Source organism: Pseudobutyrivibrio sp. UC1225 (genome assembly GCF_900115215.1).
Taxonomy (GTDB): Bacteria; Bacillota; Clostridia; order Lachnospirales; family Lachnospiraceae; genus Pseudobutyrivibrio.
The window spans coordinates 280,293-298,648 of record NZ_FOVQ01000001.1 but is presented as its reverse complement, the minus strand read 5'-3'; the positions used below and the strand labels follow the sequence as shown (position 1 = coordinate 298,648).

General features: G+C 37.5%; 14 protein-coding genes and 1 tRNA gene. 14 read left to right on the top strand and 1 reads right to left on the bottom strand.

What is annotated here, in order from left to right; translation table 11 throughout:
* Positions 1 to 4 precede the first annotated feature (4 nt).
* The 14 genes from BMZ41_RS01455 to BMZ41_RS01390 all read left to right on the top strand — a co-directional run bounded on the left by BMZ41_RS01455 (position 5) and on the right by BMZ41_RS01390 (position 17,086).
* Positions 5 to 1,153: a 1-deoxy-D-xylulose-5-phosphate reductoisomerase gene (locus BMZ41_RS01455; RefSeq protein WP_090166302.1), complete on the top strand. Its 1,149-nt coding sequence runs from the start codon at positions 5 to 7 to the stop codon at positions 1,151 to 1,153.
* A complete protein-coding gene (rseP, locus tag BMZ41_RS01450) occupies positions 1,147 to 2,193 on the top strand; it encodes an RIP metalloprotease RseP (protein WP_176754436.1) in 1,047 nt (348 codons plus the stop codon). The genes BMZ41_RS01455 and rseP overlap by 7 nt, the downstream gene beginning before the upstream one ends.
* A 14-nt stretch (positions 2,194 to 2,207) precedes the next feature.
* Positions 2,208 to 3,257: a flavodoxin-dependent (E)-4-hydroxy-3-methylbut-2-enyl-diphosphate synthase gene (gene ispG, locus BMZ41_RS01445; RefSeq protein WP_090166305.1), complete on the top strand. Its 1,050-nt coding sequence runs from the start codon at positions 2,208 to 2,210 to the stop codon at positions 3,255 to 3,257.
* A gap of 21 nt (positions 3,258 to 3,278) precedes the next feature.
* Positions 3,279 to 7,727 carry a PolC-type DNA polymerase III gene (locus BMZ41_RS01440; RefSeq protein ID WP_090526504.1) on the top strand — a complete coding sequence of 1,483 codons (4,449 nt, stop codon included), beginning with the start codon at positions 3,279 to 3,281 and terminating at the stop codon, positions 7,725 to 7,727.
* Between the two features lie 39 nt (positions 7,728 to 7,766).
* Positions 7,767 to 8,789 carry a DUF5050 domain-containing protein gene (locus BMZ41_RS01435; protein WP_090526502.1) on the top strand — a complete coding sequence of 341 codons (1,023 nt, stop codon included), beginning with the start codon at positions 7,767 to 7,769 and terminating at the stop codon, positions 8,787 to 8,789.
* A gap of 29 nt (positions 8,790 to 8,818) precedes the next feature.
* Complete coding sequence (gene pheA / locus BMZ41_RS01430) at positions 8,819 to 9,955, top strand: prephenate dehydratase (RefSeq protein ID WP_090526501.1); 1,137 nt, start codon at positions 8,819 to 8,821, stop codon at positions 9,953 to 9,955.
* 19 nt (positions 9,956 to 9,974) lie between these two features.
* On the top strand, positions 9,975 to 11,390 hold the full coding sequence (locus tag BMZ41_RS01425; RefSeq protein WP_090526499.1) for a Ppx/GppA phosphatase family protein: 1,416 nt from the start codon (positions 9,975 to 9,977) through the stop codon (positions 11,388 to 11,390).
* A gap of 14 nt (positions 11,391 to 11,404) precedes the next feature.
* Positions 11,405 to 13,567, top strand: coding sequence for an RNA degradosome polyphosphate kinase (locus BMZ41_RS01420; RefSeq protein ID WP_090526497.1), 2,163 nt, complete (start codon positions 11,405 to 11,407; stop codon positions 13,565 to 13,567).
* The gene (locus tag BMZ41_RS01415; protein ID WP_177184129.1) at positions 13,560 to 14,375 is read left to right on the top strand and encodes a Cof-type HAD-IIB family hydrolase; all 816 of its coding nucleotides are present in this window, start codon (positions 13,560 to 13,562) and stop codon (positions 14,373 to 14,375) included. Before BMZ41_RS01420 ends, BMZ41_RS01415 begins: the two co-directional genes overlap by 8 nt.
* A gap of 202 nt (positions 14,376 to 14,577) precedes the next feature.
* The gene (gene infC, locus BMZ41_RS01410) at positions 14,578 to 15,075 is read left to right on the top strand and encodes a translation initiation factor IF-3 (RefSeq protein WP_090166319.1); all 498 of its coding nucleotides are present in this window, start codon (positions 14,578 to 14,580) and stop codon (positions 15,073 to 15,075) included.
* 18 nt (positions 15,076 to 15,093) lie between these two features.
* Entirely contained in the window at positions 15,094 to 15,291 is a 198-nt protein-coding gene (gene rpmI / locus BMZ41_RS01405; RefSeq protein WP_015549855.1) for a 50S ribosomal protein L35, read from the top strand.
* A 44-nt stretch (positions 15,292 to 15,335) separates the two neighbouring features.
* Positions 15,336 to 15,695 (top strand): 50S ribosomal protein L20, encoded by a 360-nt coding sequence (rplT, locus tag BMZ41_RS01400; RefSeq protein WP_015549854.1) that lies wholly within the window; start codon positions 15,336 to 15,338, stop codon positions 15,693 to 15,695.
* 211 nt (positions 15,696 to 15,906) lie between these two features.
* Positions 15,907 to 16,923, top strand: coding sequence for a UDP-glucose 4-epimerase GalE (gene galE, locus BMZ41_RS01395; RefSeq protein WP_090166321.1), 1,017 nt, complete (start codon positions 15,907 to 15,909; stop codon positions 16,921 to 16,923).
* A 91-nt stretch (positions 16,924 to 17,014) separates the two neighbouring features.
* Positions 17,015 to 17,086: transfer RNA gene (locus BMZ41_RS01390), tRNA-Glu, on the top strand.
* A gap of 37 nt (positions 17,087 to 17,123) precedes the next feature.
* On the opposite strand, the gene BMZ41_RS01385 is transcribed toward BMZ41_RS01390, so the two are convergent.
* Entirely contained in the window at positions 17,124 to 18,293 is a 1,170-nt protein-coding gene (locus BMZ41_RS01385; protein WP_090526493.1) for a tRNA(Met) cytidine acetate ligase, read from the bottom strand.
* Positions 18,294 to 18,356: the final 63 nt, after the last annotated feature.

Here is an 18,356-nt window from a genome sequence, read left to right as displayed (position 1 = left end):
ACACATGGCAAAGAATATATCAATTCTTGGTTCTACAGGTTCAATTGGTACACAGACATTAGACATCGTTTCTCAGAATCCTGATGATTTAAATGTTGTGGCTATGTCCTGTGGTAGTAATCTGGATCTTTTTGAAAGTCAGATTAGAAAATATGAGCCTACGCTTGTTTCTGTTGGAACAGAAGAGTTGGCAAAGGATTTAAAGACTAGACTTTCTGATATTACAATAGATATTCATTATGGTATGGAAGGTCTTATTGCAGTTGCTACTGCAGAAGAGGCTGATACAGTTGTTACTGCAGTTGTAGGTATGGTTGGTGTTCAGCCAACAATCGCAGCTATCAATGCAGGCAAGGATATCGCTCTTGCAAACAAAGAAACACTTGTTACAGCTGGTCATATTATTATGCCGCTGGCAAAGGAAAAAGGTGTTTCTATTCTCCCAGTGGATAGTGAGCATAGTGCTATTTTCCAGTCGCTTAATGGTGAGAGACATAATAAGATTTCTAAGATTCTTCTTACAGCCTCAGGTGGACCATTTAGAGGTCGTACACTTGATGACTTAGAAAACGTTACCTTAGAAGATGCCCTTAAGCATCCTAACTGGTCAATGGGAGCAAAAATCACAATTGATTCTGCTACCATGATTAATAAAGGTCTTGAGGTTATGGAAGCTAAATGGCTTTTTGGTGTTAACCTTAATCAGGTAGAAGTAGTGGTTCATCCTCAAAGTATTCTTCACTCAGCAGTAGAATTTATGGATGGTGCAGTTATTGGGCAGATGGGTACACCTGATATGCGTCTTCCAATTCTTTATGCATTATTCTATCCAAATCGTAAGACTTTGTATTCAGAGCCATTAGATTTATTTAAAGTTGGTACTCTTACTTTTGAGAGACCTGATATGGAAACCTTCTATGGTCTTGCTCTTGCTTATGACGCTATGGATGCTGGTGGCAATGTGCCTACAGTTTTCAATGCAGCCAATGAAAGAGCAGTTGCCAAGTTCTTAAAGAATAAGATTAAGTTCTTGGAGATTCCAGAGATTGTTTCTGAGGCTATGATTAATGTAGACTTTATTCAGAATCCTACTATTGAGCAGGTTCTTGAGACAGAACAGATGACTTACGATTACATAGAGAGCAGGTGGTAGTTATTCTTAAGATAATACTTGCAATACTGATTTTTAGTTTCATAATTATTTTTCACGAGTTAGGACATTTCTTATTTGCAAAGAAATGTGGTGTAAAGGTTAACGAATTTACTCTTGGTCTTGGACCAACACTTTTTAGTTGGGGAAAGGGTGAGACTAAGTATTGTTTGAAAGCACTTCCCTTCGGCGGTAGCTGTGTAATGGAAGGTGAAGATGAAGAAAGCGATAGCGACAGAGCCTTTAGTAAAAAAGGTAAATGGGAGAGATTCCAGATTGTTTTTGGAGGCCCACTGTTTAACTTTATTTTAGCGTATATGCTTTCGGTTATTTACATTGCATCTGTTGGTGTTAATGACACAACTATTACAGATGTAATGCCTGGATATGCTGCTGCAGAAGCAGGCATAGAAGCAGGAGACAAGATTATCAGCTTAGGTGGATATAATGTTCACTTTTATAGCGAGATTAGTATTTATACTTTTCTTCATGCTAATGCTGATTCTATTGATGTTGTTTATGAACGTGATAATCAAAGATATTCCACCACTCTTGTACCAAAGTATGATGAAGAAGCAGGTCGTAAGCTTATAGGTATTCAGAAAGCAAATGAATACGTTAAGGTATCACCTGTTGGAGTATTACAGTATGCAGCTTACGAGATGAAATATCAAATCTACGTTACGATTAGTAGTTTGAAGATGTTGTTTACAGGAGAGCTTTCTGTTAATCAGGTTTCAGGACCTGTTGGAGTGGTTACTACTATTTCTGACGTTTATGATCAGTCAGTGACTAGTGGAATGTTCTATGTATTTGTTAACTTACTTTCAATAGCTATATTACTTTCTGCGAACCTTGGTGTAATGAATTTGCTTCCATTCCCAGCTCTTGACGGTGGTCGTATTGTGCTCATCTTATTTGAGGCTATTCGCGGAAAGAAGATGAAGCCAGAGATTGAAAATGGAATTAACCTGGTTGGTTTTGCATTATTGATGCTTTTGATGATTGTTGTCATGTACAATGATATTTTAAAACTTATGTAATAGGAGATTTTTGTATGGATACAAAAGTTGTACATATTGGAAATAAAGTAATCGGTGGAGGTAATCCAATTCTCATCCAGTCTATGTGTAATACAAAGACTCAGGATGTGGCTGCTACAGTAGCACAGATTCATGAGCTTGAAAAAGCTGGATGCGATATTATCCGTGTTGCATGTCCAGACATGGATGCAGCTAAAGCTATAGGAGAGATTAAAAAACAGATTAGTATCCCTCTTGTTGCAGACATTCATTTTGATTACAGACTTGCAATTGCTGCTATTGAAAATGGTGCTGACAAGATTCGTATTAATCCAGGTAATATTGGAAGTACTGATCGTATTAAGGCTGTAGTTGATGCTGCAAAAGCAAAGAATATTCCTATTCGTGTAGGCGTTAATTCAGGTTCCCTTGAAAAGGAGCTTGTTGAAAAATATGGTGGTGTTACAGCAGAAGGACTTGTAGAGTCAGCTCTTGATAAGGTAAAGATTATCGAAGATTTAGGATATGATAATCTTGTTATCAGTATTAAGTCTTCTAATGTTATGATGTGCGTTAAGGCGCATGAGCTTATTGCAGACAAGACTAATCATCCACTTCATGTAGGAATTACTGAGGCGGGTACACTTAGAGCTGGTAACATTAAGAGCGCCGCAGGACTTGCAATGATTCTATCGCAGGGTATCGGTGATACAATTCGAGTTTCACTTACAGGTGCACCTGTAGAAGAAATAAAGACTGCTAAGCTTATTCTTCGTACACTTGGTCTTAGACAGGGTGGTATCGAGGTTGTATCTTGCCCTACATGCGGTCGTACACAGATTGATTTGATTGGACTTGCAAATAAGGTTGAGACAATGGTAGAAGAGTTCTCAGATCTCAACATTAAAGTTGCGGTTATGGGTTGTGTAGTTAACGGACCAGGAGAAGCAAAGGAAGCAGACCTTGGTGTAGCTGGTGGTATCGGAGAAGGACTTCTTATCAAGCATGGCGAAGTGGTTCGCAAAATGCCTGAGGGAGAGCTCCTTAATGCGTTACGTGAAGAGTTGATTAATTGGCCTCGTTAGGCTTAAGTTCGGAGATATGTTATGGATCAAATGGGATTTTATGAAGTATTCCCAAATATGAATGCAGATAACGATTTGTCTACTGCCCTTAGTGATGCAACAATCACTAAGGTCAGTACGGGTCGTTCAAAAGACGATATTCGTATATACGTTACTTTCAATACACTTATTCCTAAGCGCCGTATTTGGAAATTAGAAAAGTCTATTAAGAAACAATTCTTTGCAAACAACGGTGTTTCCATTCGAATTTTGGAGGACTTTGATTTATCAAGTCAGTACACTCCAAAGAATTTAATTTCATCTTATAATGACAGTATTTTAGAAGAGCTGGAAGCAAGAAGCGCTCTTCTTTTTAACATATATAAAAAAGCAGACTTAGATATTACAGAAGACGGAAATGTTAAGGTTACCATCGAGGACACAGTCATTGGCAGAGAAAAGGAGCATGAATTATTTGATTTGCTCCATAATATTTTGTGCAATCGTTGTCATATGGATGGTAAGATTTTCTTCGAATATAAGGAACCTGTAAAAAGCAAATATCTTGAAAATGCTGAACGTGAAATAGAGCAGAGGATTGCTTCAATTAGTGCTAAGACTGCCGCTGTAGAAGAATCTGAAGAACAGCCAGCAGAGGAAAAAACAGAAGATAAAACGAATAATAAGAACAAAGAAAAAGATAATAATTCTGAAAATCAAGAACCAGAGAAGAAATTCGTGCGTCCTCTTACAAAATCAGATGACCCAGATATCATTATGGGTTCAGAGATTGCTGAAGATGCCACTACGATGGAAGATATTAATGGAGAACTTCTTGGTTCTATTGTAATAAAAGGTCAGCTTAACGCCCTTGAATTTAGAGAGACTAAAAAGGGTGGTTATTTTGGTACAGGTACTATGACCGACTTTACAGATTCTATCTCAATAAAATTCTGGTTTAGTGATGCTGATCAGGGTAGAGAGCTTGAGTCTAAGCTTAAAGTTGGTGGCTTTTATAAGGTTCAGGGTAAGTTAGATGAGGATACCTTCTCTAAGGAGCTTACCGTTGGTAGAATCACTTGTATCCAAAAGATAAAAGATTTTAGAGTTGTACGTCAGGATACAGCAGTGGAGAAACGTGTAGAGCTTCACTGCCATACAAAGATGTCTGAGTTCGATGGTGTCTCTGAAATCACTGACATTATTTCACGTGCCAAAGACTGGGGACACAAAGCCCTTGCTATTACCGACCATGGTGTAGTGCAGGCTTTCTGTGACGCAGATCACATGAAAGGTCTTGGAGATTTCAAGGTTATTTATGGCTGTGAGATTTACCTTGTAGATGATACCAAGCGTCCTGTTACAAATGACAAGGGACAGTCTCTTCATGATGAGTTTGTAGTATTTGATATTGAGACGACTGGTTTTAATCCTCGAACCTGTAAGATTATAGAAATAGGTGCAGTAAAGTTTAAGGATGGTCAAATTGTAGATCATTTCTCTGAATTTATTAATCCTAAGGTGCCAATACCTTATAGAATTACAGAACTCACATCTATTACAGATGAAATGGTACTAGATGCTCCTACAATAGATGTTATTTTGCCTAAGTTCATGGATTTCTGTAAGGGTAGCGTTTTAGTTGCTCATAATGCAGGCTTTGATACAGGTTTTATTAGATATAATTGTAAACAGTTAGGGCTTGCGTATGATTACACTCATGTAGACACTGTAGAAATCGCTCGATATTTACATCCTAATAATGCTAAATTCAATCTTGATGCTGTTTGTAAATTGGAAAAGGTAGTAAATGAGCATCATCATAGAGCGGTAGCTGATGCAGAGGTTACTGCAAAGATTTTTGAAAAGTTTATTGTTAAACTTGAAAATGAAAATATACATACTCTTGCTGAGCTGAATGAAAAAGCAAAACCTACTGCTGAGCAAATCAAAAAGATGAAAGCTCATCATTGTATTGTCTTAGCAAAGAATGACTTGGGCCGTATTAATCTTTACAGACTCGTTTCAGAGTCTCATTTATATTATTATAGCCGTTATCCAAGAGTACCAAAGACTTTACTTACAGAATGTCGAGAAGGTTTGATTATCGGTTCTGCCTGCGAGGCTGGTGAATTATATGGAGCTATTGTAGATGGCAGAGATGATTCAGAGATAGCCAGAATTGCTAACTATTATGATTATCTTGAGATTCAACCTGTTGGAAATAATGACTTCATGATTCGTTCTGATAAGTACGAGGATATTAATTCTGTAACTGATTTACAGAATATAAACAAGCAAATTGTTGATTTGGGCGAGGAGTTTAATAAGCCTGTTGTTGCTACTTGTGATGTTCATTTCCTAGATCCACAGGACGAGGTATATCGACGTATCATTATGGCTAACAAGGGCTTTGATGATGCGGATCAGCAGGCGCCACTTTATCTTCATTCTACAGATGAGATGCTTGATGAATTCTCATACCTTGGTCTTGCCAAGGCACATGAGGTAGTTATCGAAAATACGAATATGATTGCGGATATGTGTGAGTACATTCATCCGGTTCGTCCAGATAAATGTCCACCTGTTATTGAGCATTCTGAAGAGGATTTACGTCGTATTTGTGAGACAAGAGCCCATGAAGTATATGGTCCTGAGCTTCCAGAGATAGTATCAGCTCGTCTTGAGCGTGAGCTTAATTCAATCATTGGTAATGGATATTCCGTTATGTACATTATTGCTCAAAAGCTTGTATGGAAATCAAACGAGGATGGTTATTTGGTAGGTTCCCGTGGTTCCGTAGGTTCTTCTTTTGCAGCTACAATGGCAGGAATCACTGAGGTTAATCCACTACCACCTCATTACAGATGTCCAAACTGTTTCTACGTAGATTTTGATGGTCCAGAAGTACAGGAAATTGTTAATCAGGGACTTTCAGGCGTAGATATGCCAGATAAGATTTGCCCGAAGTGTGGCAAGCCTTTGGCAAAGGATGGTTTTGATATTCCTTTCGAAACCTTCCTTGGTTTTAAGGGTGATAAGGAGCCTGATATCGATTTGAACTTCTCAAATGAATATCAGTCAAAGGCTCATAAATATACAGAGGTTATCTTCGGCGAAGGGCAAACCTTCAAGGCTGGTACTGTTTCTACACTTGCCGATAAGAACGCCGTTGGATATGTTCTTAAGTATTTTGATAAGCGAGATATTAGAAAACGTCGTGCAGAAAATGAGCGAATTGCTAAGGGTGTTGAAGGTGTTAAGTCCACTACAGGTCAGCATCCGGGTGGTGTAGTAGTTCTTCCGAATGGTGAGGATATATATTCCTTTACACCTGTTCAGCATCCTGCTAACAAGGATACTGACATTGTTACAACTCACTTTGATTACCATAAAATCGATGCCAATCTTCTTAAGCTTGATATTTTAGGACACCTTGATCCTACCATGATTAAGCGATTGGAGGACTTAACTGGAATTGACGCTACAACAATTCCTTTTGATGATAAGGATGTAATGTCACTGTTCCAAAGCACTAAAGCTCTTGGGATTACACCTGAGGACATTATGGGAACTCCACTTGGTACACTAGGTATTCCAGAGTTCGGTACTGATTTTGCCATGCAGATGCTTGTTGAGGCTAAACCTCAATATTTCACAGACTTGGTTCGTATCGCCGGTCTTGCTCATGGTACCGATGTATGGCTGGGAAATGCTCAGGATCTGATTCTTAGCGGAACAGCAACCATCACAGAAGCTATCTGTACTCGAGATGATATTATGGTTTATTTGATTCATAAGGGTCTTGATCCTGCTGAGTCATTTACAATCATGGAGCGAGTTCGTAAGGGTATTGTTGCTAAAGGTAAATGTGACGAGTGGCCTACATATAAGGAGCATATGCAGGAGCATGGTGTTCCAGACTGGTATATTGAATCCTGTGAGAAGATTAAGTATATGTTCCCTAAGGCTCATGCTGCCGCTTACGTTATGATGGCTTGGAGAGTAGCATATTGTAAGATTAATTATCCACTTGCTTATTATGCAGCCTTCTTCTCAATCAGAGCCGGTGGTTTTGATTATGAGAAATGTTGTCAGGGTAAGGCAAGATGTGAAGCGGAAATTAAGGCCCTAAAGGCTCAGTCTGATTTATCTGCTACAGATAAAGATGTATTAATTGCACTTCGTCTTGTTCAGGAAATGTATGCCCGTGGTTTTGATTTTTTACCTATGGACCTATACCAATCTGACTCAAGATACTTTAAAATAGTAGATGGAAAGATACTTCCACCATTTAATTCACTTCCAGGAATGGGTGATAAGGCTGCTGAGCAGTTGCAGATTGCAGCTTCTCAGGGAAAGTTTCTTTCTTTGGATGATATAAAAGACAGAGGTAAGGTTTCACAGACTATTATCGATAAGATGGTAGAACTTGGAGTTATCAAGGATTTGCCTCAGTCAAATCAGCTTTCTATTTTTGATTTTACTTAATGCGTATTGATTAGGCTTTTGGCCTGGGAGGGCAGTAGAATGAAGATAGTTAGACGAATCATTATTGCTATAGTTGCACTTGGGATTATTGCAGGTGCTGCTTATTACAAGTACATTAATTCTATTACCTACTTTAATGATGCAGGTACTAATGGTAACACCATTGGAAATCTATATGGTAATGGTTTGTTTTGCGAGACAGATGGTGTTGTATATTTTGCAAACCCTACAGACTACAATCGTATCTATAAGATGAATCCGGATGAGTCTGATATTGAGATAGTAGCTAATGATAGTGTTTATTTCCTTAATGCGGATTCACATTATGTTTATTATAGTCGTCAGCAAAACAGGGATAATTCCCAATTTGGCTTTTTAAATGTTAATGTAAACAGCCTTTGCCGATTAACTAAGCGCAATAAGAAGGTAATGATTCTGGATGAAGCTGATTGCAACGCCTGTGCATTGGCAGGTAATAATATTATTTATTTACGATTTGATGACGAATTATTAACCACGAATCTTAATACTGTTAAAATTGATGGAACTGAAGGGCAGCAGCTTAGTAAGCTTGCTATTGATCCTAGATGCGTTGTAGGTGAGAAACTCTATTTTTCTGGAGTTGAAAATGATCATAATCTGCATAGTATGAATATTTATTCTAAAGATATTGCATACGCATCAGCCTTTAATCTGTGGATGCCGATAATTGAGAAGAGTAATCTTTATTTTATTGATTTAGATAGCAAACATAGAATTTGTAAAGCTGCTCTTGGAAGTACAGATAAGACTGTGCTTACGTCTTATCCAGCTCAAAGCTATAACATTGATGGATTATATTTGTACTATCAAAGTATGAAGGGAAATCCTGATGGATTATATAGAGTAGATATGGCCAGTGGTGCAGAAGAGCTAATAGCGGAAGGCCAATTCAACAATATTAATATTACTAGCAAGTATGTTTATTTTGCTGATTATTTTTCTGGAGAGATTTATCATTGTCCAGTTCGTGGTAACGCTGTATCAAAATTTGATCCACCTATTTTACCACTTGATGACTGATATTAACCTAGCACAAACGAAGGAGCAACATGAGAGACTTAAATGACATCAGAGTAGAGATTGATCAGGTAGATAAAGAAATTCTTAATTTATTTACACACAGAATGGAATTAGCCTGTCAGGTAGCAGAGTACAAAATAGCTACCGGGAAAAAAGTATACGACAAAGTCAGAGAGGATGAAAAGCTGGAAAAGCTTTCTTCCTATGTTGAGGATGGCTTTAGTCAGCAGGCGGTAAAAGAATTATATACTCAGATAATGTCTATAAGTCGAAAGAAACAGTTTTCTATTCTTAGAGCTAATGGAATTAACTTCGATAGTGGATTTCAACAGGTAGATGATTTTGATTTTTCAGAAGCAACAGTTTGCTTTCAGGGTGTTCAGGGTGCCTATTCCCAGCTTGCTATGCTTGCATTCTTTGATGATGAGATGAAAAGCAGTTTTCATGTGGATTTATGGCGTGATGCTATGGATGCTATAAGCAGTGGTGAAGCAGATTATGCAGTGCTTCCTATTGAGAATAGCCTGGCTGGCTCAATAGAAGAGAATTTCGATTTACTATCCGAATACAATGTTGCCATAATCGGAGAGCAGATATTAAAGGTTGACCATGCGCTCCTTGGAGTTAAGGGGGCAAAGATTTCTGATATTAAAACAGTTTATTCTCACCCAAAGGCCATTGCTCAGTGTGACGAATATATTCGCACCAAGCATATAGATTGGGATGTTAAAAACCTTAGAAACACTGCCATGAGTGCACAAAAAATTAAAGATGATGGAGATATCACTCAGGCTGCTATTGGAAGTACATATAATGCTTTCCTTTATGATTTAGATATTTTAGAGGAAGCTATTCAGGATGATAAAAATAACGAGACACGTTTTGTCATTGTCTCAAAAGATAAAAAATATCGAAAGAATGCAGACAAGATTAGTTTATGTCTTGAGATTTCTCATACACCAGGAAGTCTTTACAGGATTCTTTCGAATCTTATGTTTAATGGAATAAATATGAATAGAATAGAATCTCGTCCAATTAAGGGGGTTAATTGGCAGTATAGATTCTTTATAGATATTGATGGCAATCTTAATGATGAGGCGGTTAGAAATGCTTTAACTGGTCTCAAGGAGGAGTGTGTAAGTCTCAGGGTTTTGGGAAATTACTAATATATTTAAGGGGTTTTTTATGAAGCTTTTTGCAAGTATTTACATTGGGTCCTATGAGACTACAATGAAGATTTTTGAGATAGGTAAGCAGCAGAAAAAGGTTAAGACCATAGATACTATTAAGGCGCAGTCTGATATTATTAGGGACGTGCTAAACTATAGTCGTATTTTGCCTGAAACCACAGAAAAACTTTGTAAAGTTTTAAATGATATGCGAAGAGCTATTGATGGCTATAAGGTAGATGCTTTTTCTGTAGTTGCTGGCCCTAATATCAGACAGGCGGAAAATTCTCTTATTGTTCTTGAACAAATAAAAGTCCAAACCGGATTTTCAGTCAAAGTAATTTCTAATTCCGAGCAGAGATTTTTGGGTTACCAAGCGGTTGCTGCCACTGATGATTTTGAAGAACTGATTAGTGATTCGGCAGTTCTTGTGGATATCGGTGGAGTTTCTCTTCAGATTACTTTATTTTCAAAAGGAAAAATTATCACTACCCAACATCTTTCCATGGGTACAGTTTCCCTTAGCGAAAACATTAAGAAGATAGGAATAGTAGTCTCATCCTTAGATCAGATTTATGAGATGATTTATAAGGAACTGGAAGTCTTCAAAACCATGTTCCTCAGAGATATTCAACCTAAATACATGATTCTTCTTGGTAGCCAGATAAGTTGCGCTATAGAAAATGCTATCGGATTTACGAATCAGCTTACAAAGGTAGAAGATTATATTGTCAAAACTCTGGCTGAAACACTTATGCCTAAAAATGTCGTAGCACCAGGTGTTTCTGTATGTGATGGAATGGCATACCATTTTTGCTATAACAAAAAATGGCTTGTGGCTACACACGACTTTGACAATGACATTATTACGGCTGCATGGTCCATTGCAAAAAGATATGATAGCTATCAGCCTCATCTGAAAGCTTTATACAAGCTGTCAGGAGAAATTTTTGACGCTATGAAAAAATATCATGGATTGGGCAAACGTCAAAGAGTTCTCATGCAGGCTATTGCTATATTGCATGACTGTGGTAAATATATTTCTCTTGCTGATGCGTCTGATTGTTCCTATACAATCATAATGTCATCTGAAATCCTTGGACTTAGCCATAAGGAAAGGGAGATTATAGCTACAACGGTTGCTTTTAACAGAAAACCTGTGGAACCTTATGAGAATCTTTCAGATAGATTTTCTACTGAGGAATACTTATTAATATTAAAGCTGCTTGCTATTCTTAAGGTGGCAAATGCCCTTGATCGTTCTCATAAGCAGAAGATTAAAAATGTATCAATGCGTGTAAAAGATAAGGAGCTGGTTATATCAATTGAAGCTAATAGCTCCCTTGCCTTAGAAAAGGGCTTGTTTAAAAAGAATGCAGATTTCTTTCAGGAAATTTTCTCTATAAAACCTGTACTTAAAGAGAATAAGTAGTTTTAGGAGGACTCATGGCAAAGGTAAACATTTCTGATGCAAAATATTATGATAATCGAGAATTAAGCTGGCTGAAATTTGAAAGACGTGTTTTAAATGAGGCGACCAACAAAGAGTTGCCTATTTTAGAGCGCCTTAAATTTGTCAGCATTACATCCTCTAATTTGGATGAGTTCTTTATGGTCAGAGTTGCATCACTTAAGGATATGGAGCATGCTGGCTACACGAAACCTGACATTGCCGGAATGACTCCTACACAGCAGCTTATTGCCATTAATGAGAAGACTCGTGAGCTTGTAGATTTTCAATATCTTACTTTCAATAAATCCCTTACTCCTATTCTTAAGGAAAAAGGGATTATTATCTATGAAAAATATGAGGATTTGAATCAGGAACAATTGAAGTTTATTGATTCTTTCTTTATGAGTCAGGTGTATCCAGTACTTACTCCAATGGCCTTTGATGCTTCCCGTCCATTTCCTCTTATTAGAAATAAGTCCCTTAATATTGCAGCTCTAATTGAAAAGAAAAAGGATTCAGTTGGAGCAGGAGCAGAAAGTGATGATGTAGAGTTTGCCACAGTTCAGGTGCCTTCAGTTTTACCTCGAATTGTACGACTTCCTTCAGATGATAAAGTGAATGATTGCTTTATTCTGTTGGAACAGATTATTGAGCGCAATATGGGAAAGCTGTTTCTTAATTATAATGTGGTTGCAGCATCGCCATACCGTATTATGAGAAATGCTGATTTTTCCATTGATGAAGAGGGAGCTGAGGATTTGCTTATTGAAATTGAAAAGCAAATAAAATCTCGTCAGTGGGGAGAAGTTATCCGTCTTGAGGTGGAGGCTTCTATAAATAAAAAGCTTCTTGCAATATTAAAAAAGAATCTTGGTGTTAACGAGATTGATATATATAAGATTAAAGGACCTATAGATCTCACTTTTTTGATGAAGTTATATGGTATAGAAGGACACAGTGATTTGAGACTTCCGGCCTTCAAACCTCAGGATAATCCTAGACTAAGACCAGGAGATAAGATATTTGATGAAATAAAAAAAGGAGATATCCTTTTGCATCATCCATATCAAACCTTTGACCCTGTTGTTGATTTTATTGCTCAGGCTGCTTTTGATCCGCAGGTTCTTGCTATTAAACAAACACTTTACAGAGTAAGTGGTAATTCTCCAATTATAGCAAGTCTTGCTCACGCAGCTGAAAATGGTAAACAGGTAACAGTACTTGTAGAGCTTAAGGCGAGATTTGATGAGGAAAATAATATTATTTGGGCTAAAAAGCTTGAAAAGGCCGGCTGTCATGTTATTTATGGTCTTGTAGGTCTTAAGACTCACTGTAAGATAGCTCTTGTTGTTCGCCGTGAAGAAGATGGTATCAGAAGATATGTACATCTTGGAACTGGTAACTATAATGATTCTACTGCTAAGCTTTATACAGACTGCGGTATGCTTACATGTCGTGAGTCTTACGGAGAAGATGCTACGGCTGTATTTAATATGCTTTCAGGTTATTCTGAGCCAGCCAGCTGGAATAAGTTGGTCTTAGCACCTTTATGGCTAAGAAATACATTTGTCCGCCTTATTGAAAGAGAAATAGATAATGCAAAAAATGGCAGAGAAGCCATTATTCTTGCTAAGATGAATTCGCTTTGTGATAAGGAAATTATTGAAAAGCTTTATGAAGCAAGCAATGCTGGTGTGAAGATTCATCTTATTATTCGTGGAATATGTTGTCTTAGAACAGCTATACCCGGCGTAAGCGAAAATATACATGTTTCTTCAATTGTTGGTACCTATCTGGAACATGCCCGTATCTTCTATTTCTATAATAATGGTCTTGAAGATATTTATATGGGTAGTGCCGACTGGATGCCTAGAAATCTTGACCGCCGTGTTGAGATTATGTTTCCAGTTGAAGATGAAATATTAAAATCTCAGGTTAAACATATTCTTGATGTTCAACTAGGTGATACTCTTAAAGCTTATGAGATGACAGGAGATGGAACCTATGTTAGAATAAAACCTCCGAGAGGTAAAAAGCCCGTGGGAGCGCAGGATACCTTCTGTAAGGAAGCAAAAAGGAATAATGAGCCAGAGATAGATTTCTTTAAAAAGAGGACTTTTGTTCCTATTCTGGCTAATGAGGTTTTTGATGAATAAGAAATTATTAGCCGTTGATATGGACGGTACACTTTTTAATGATGATAAGACTATTTCTAAGGAAAATTTAGAGGCAATCACAAAACTATTAGATGCAGGACATGCTTTTGCATTTAATACTGGTAGACCAAATCATGCTTTAAAAGAAATTTTATCTATATATGATGAATTCAAAAGAGATGATGTTTATATTTTAGGCCATCAGGGCATTATCGGTACTAAAATGATTAGCGATGAAACTCTTTTCAGTGACTGCATGGATGACAAAGATGCAATTGAGGTCATTTCAGAAGTCTTAAGATGTGGTTTTACTGTAGTTACCTTTGATGCTTCTCATATTTATACCTTTAATGATAACTGGTTCATTGAAAGCTACAAGAAACTTTCAGGTGAACAGCTTGTATATTTATCTAATATAGACGAGCTTAAAGGAAAAAATATCACAAAGCTTATTGCTATTGATTATGATCATCCAGAAGCACTTCAGGCCTTTAAAGATGATCATGCAGAGGTTTATGATGACAGATTTGAGAGCTTCTTTTCGCATTATGCGTTTCTTGAATATGTAAAGAAGGGCTCTGGAAAAGGCGATGGAGTTAAAAAACTTGCCGCTCGCCTTAATATATCAATATCTGATGTAGTTGCTGTTGGTGATGAACGTAATGACATCAGTATGGTAGAAGTTGCAGGTGTTGGTGTAGCCATGACGAATGGAAGAGAGGAGCTTAAGGCTGTTGCTGATTATGTAACTGAAAATGATAATAATAATGCTGGTGTAGCAGAAGTAATTTATAAATATTTTCTTTAATATCAAAGAAACTGTTGACGTCAGCGGAATTCTATGTTAAATTACCTATGTTGTGAAAACAAAGTAGAGTATCCACTCTCACCTTAGCACATAAGTGACTCGGGTTTATACTTCACACAAACCTTGTTTGTGATGATTTATGGTGGATATTCTGTATCCACTATTTTTTTTATTTATTGGAGGTAGTACCATTAGCGATTTAATGATTAATGAGCAGATTCGCGACAAAGAAGTTCGTGTAATCAGCTCCGATGGGGAACAGCTTGGCATTATGTCAGCAAAGGAAGCTCAGAAGCTTGCAGATGACGAGGGCTTAGATCTCGTTAAGATTTCACCAAAAGCAAATCCACCAGTGTGCAAGATTGTAGATTACGGTAAGTACCGCTACGAGCAGGCACGTAAGGAAAAGGAAGCTAAGAAGAAGCAGCACGTTGTTGAGGTTAAAGAGATTCGTATGTCTCCAAACATCGATGCTAATGATATGAACACTAAGGTAAATGCAGCAAAGAAATTCATCTCTAAGGGTGATAAGGTTAAGGTAACACTTCGTTTCCGTGGCCGTGAGATGGCTCACATGCAGTCAAGCAAGCATATACTTGATGATTTTGCTGAGGCACTTGCTGATGTTGCAGTAGTGGAAAAGGCACCAAAGATTGAAGGCCGTTCTATGAGCCTGGTGCTTACAGAAAAGAAATCGTAATACAGGAGGAAAATTATCATGCCAAAGATGAAGACAAGAAGAGCAGCTGCAAAGCGCTTTAAGGTAACAGGAACAGGAAAGCTTAAGAGAAATAAGGCTTACAAGCGTCACATCTTAACCAAGAAGACAACAAAGAACAAGAGAAATCTTCGTCACGCTACAATTGTAGATGCTACAAACGTAAAGAACATGAAGAAAGTACTTCCATATCTCTAAAATTGATTTGGAACAGTTATTTATTTGGTTAGGAGGAATTTAAAATGGCAAGAGTTAAAGGCGGATTAAACGCTAAGAAAAGACATAATAGAACATTAAAGTTAGCAAAGGGTTACAGAGGCGCTAGAAGCAAGCAGTATCGTGTTGCAAAGCAGTCAGTTATGCGTGCCCTTACATCTTCATATGCAGGAAGAAAGCAGAAGAAGAGACAGTTCAGACAGCTTTGGATCGCTCGTATCAATGCTGCAGCTCGTATCAATGGACTTTCATATTCTAAGTTCATGTACGGTCTTAAGCTCGCTGGTGTTGAGATGAACAGAAAGATGCTCGCTGAGCTCGCTGTTAACGATGCAGAAGGTTTTGCAAAGCTCGTAGAGGTTGCAAAGGAAAAGGTTGCAGCTTAATATTTTGGGATGATAAGAGTCTTGGATTTATTCCAGGACTCTTTTTTGTTATGTTTTCATAAAGACACTTTATGATTTTTGTCTATTATCACAACAAAAGCCATTGAATATGCGCTTATATATATAAAAATGACTCTTTTTTTATTTCATTGTTTCTGTTATTCTTGAACATGGTTAACATAATTAGTTTAACTGAAGGAGGATATATATTATGGCAATTTTAGTTACAGGTGGAGCAGGCTTCATTGGTAGCCACACATGCGTTGAGCTCCAGCAGGCGGGTTATGACGTTGTAGTTTATGATAATCTTTCAAATGCGTCAGAGAAGTCTTTGGAAAGAGTTGAGGCTATTACTGGAAAGCCAGTTAAGTTTTACAAGGGAGATATCTTAGATAGAGATAGATTAAACGAGGTGTTTGAAAAAGAACAGCTCGATTCATGTATTCATTTCGCAGGTCTTAAGGCTGTAGGCGAGTCAGTTGTTAAGCCTTGGGAATATTATGAGAATAATATTGCTGGTACACTTACTCTTGTTGATGTTATGAGACAGCATGGCTGCAAGAACATTATTTTCTCATCATCTGCTACAGTTTATGGAGATCCAGCTGAGATACCTATCACAGAGAACTGTCCTAAGGGACAGTGTACAAACCCATACGGATGGACAAAGTCTATGCTTGAGCAGATTCTTTCTGATATGCAGAAGGCTGATCCGGAATGGAATGTAGTTCTTCTTCGTTACTTCAATCCAATTGGAGCGCATCCATCAGGAACAATGGGAGAGAATCCAAACGGTATTCCAAACAACCTTATGCCTTACATTACACAGGTGGCTGTAGGAAAGCTTCCTGAGCTTGGCGTATTTGGAAATGATTATGATACTCCAGATGGTACAGGCGTACGTGATTACATTCACGTTGTTGACCTTGCTAAGGGACATGTTAAGGCTCTTAAGAAGATTGAGGAGAATGCTGGTCTTAAGATTTATAATCTTGGTACAGGTGTAGGTTACTCAGTTCTTGATATTGTTAAGAACTTTGAGGCTGCCAACGACATTAAGATTCCTTATTCTATTAAGCCACGCCGTGCAGGCGATATTGCTACATGCTATTCAGATGCTACAAAGGCAAAAGAAGAGCTTGGATGGACAGCAGAGTATGGTATCAAGGAAATGTGTGCTGATTCATGGAGATGGCAGAAGAACAATCCTAATGGATACGCAGACTAAAAAATAAATTAAAAAAAGTGTTGACATAAGTCAATCTACATAGTATTATATGTCTTGTCGCTGAGGCAACAAGCCTTGCGACAGACAATATGGTTCCTTGGTCAAGCGGTTAAGACGTCGCCCTCTCACGGCGAAAACAGCGGTTCGATTCCGCTAGGAACTGCGAAAGTAAAGCACTCAGTTTTCTGAGTGCTTTTTTGTTATATGTTTACTAAATCAAACTTTCTATTAAATTCATTGGGAAAGGTCATTCCTGTTTTTTCAGTTAAAATTGTTCTATAAATATCAGCTGCGAAAATATCGTGACTATCAATCTCGTCGGTAGGACTTGTAAGGAGTGGGGAGATTCCATTTTCTTTGACAGCTCCAAGATATTCTGCTCCCTTTTTGCTGAAACCTAGCATTCTTAAATAATTAATATATCCGGAAGCTTTTGCTTCTTCAAAATCATCTTGAGTTATATTTAACAAAATATGGCATAATACTCTGCTGATTCGAGAGTAAGCAATATTTTTGGTTTTTAATAAATCGCAGAATTGACTAAATGAAATATAATCCTTTAAATTGTTTTTTATTCTGTCAGCGAGATCAAAAGAGCAATCAAGATATTTTTCATATTCTTTTTCTGTAATCAATTTATAGTGCAGGATTGATGAAATATCATCACTGCATACAGGTTTAAATTTTTCATAGATTGCTTTGGTCTCCTCAGGAACAGCTACAACAAGTTCTGTTTCTTTTAAATGAGCTCTTATGGCTGAAGCGGAGCTAATTTCTCCTGTGAGAGCTAATTCATTATATCCATTTCCCTGTCTTTTGATTATAGCTATATTAAGTGGAAGTTTATTCTCGGCTATATAACGGCAATATTCTAATCCCAGGATGTTGTTAGGGTTAGATATTAGTTCTGATGGTATATGCTTTTCTAAGGCTTTTGAACGGGCTGTAGCGTAGCTGTCTCCTAAGGCTATAGATGCGCTTATTTCATTGTCTAATTCACCGGATTTTTCAAATTCTACAAGTTTATTGGCAGCTTCTTTAAATAGATTTATATCATCTGATTCTGCTCCGAATAAAATTGTATCTACAATACCTGTATTTGCTAGAAGTTGAACGCTGGCTGCAGCGAATTCTCTTGCAGATGCGGTAGAGAAGATAGTAGGGATTTCAAACACGATATCAGCACCAGAAATAAGGGCTGCGTGTGCTCTTGTGTATTTATCGAAGCAGGCAATTTCTCCGCGCTGAGTAAAGCTGCCAGACATGGCAACAACAACAGCATCTGCCTTCAAAACATTTTTTGCATAATCTATCTGAAGTTTATGACCGTTATGGAACGGATTGTATTCTGCAACAATGCCTATAATCATTAGGTTTCCTCCTGATGAAAATATATATTAATATGATACACGTATTATATGGAATTCTCAAAT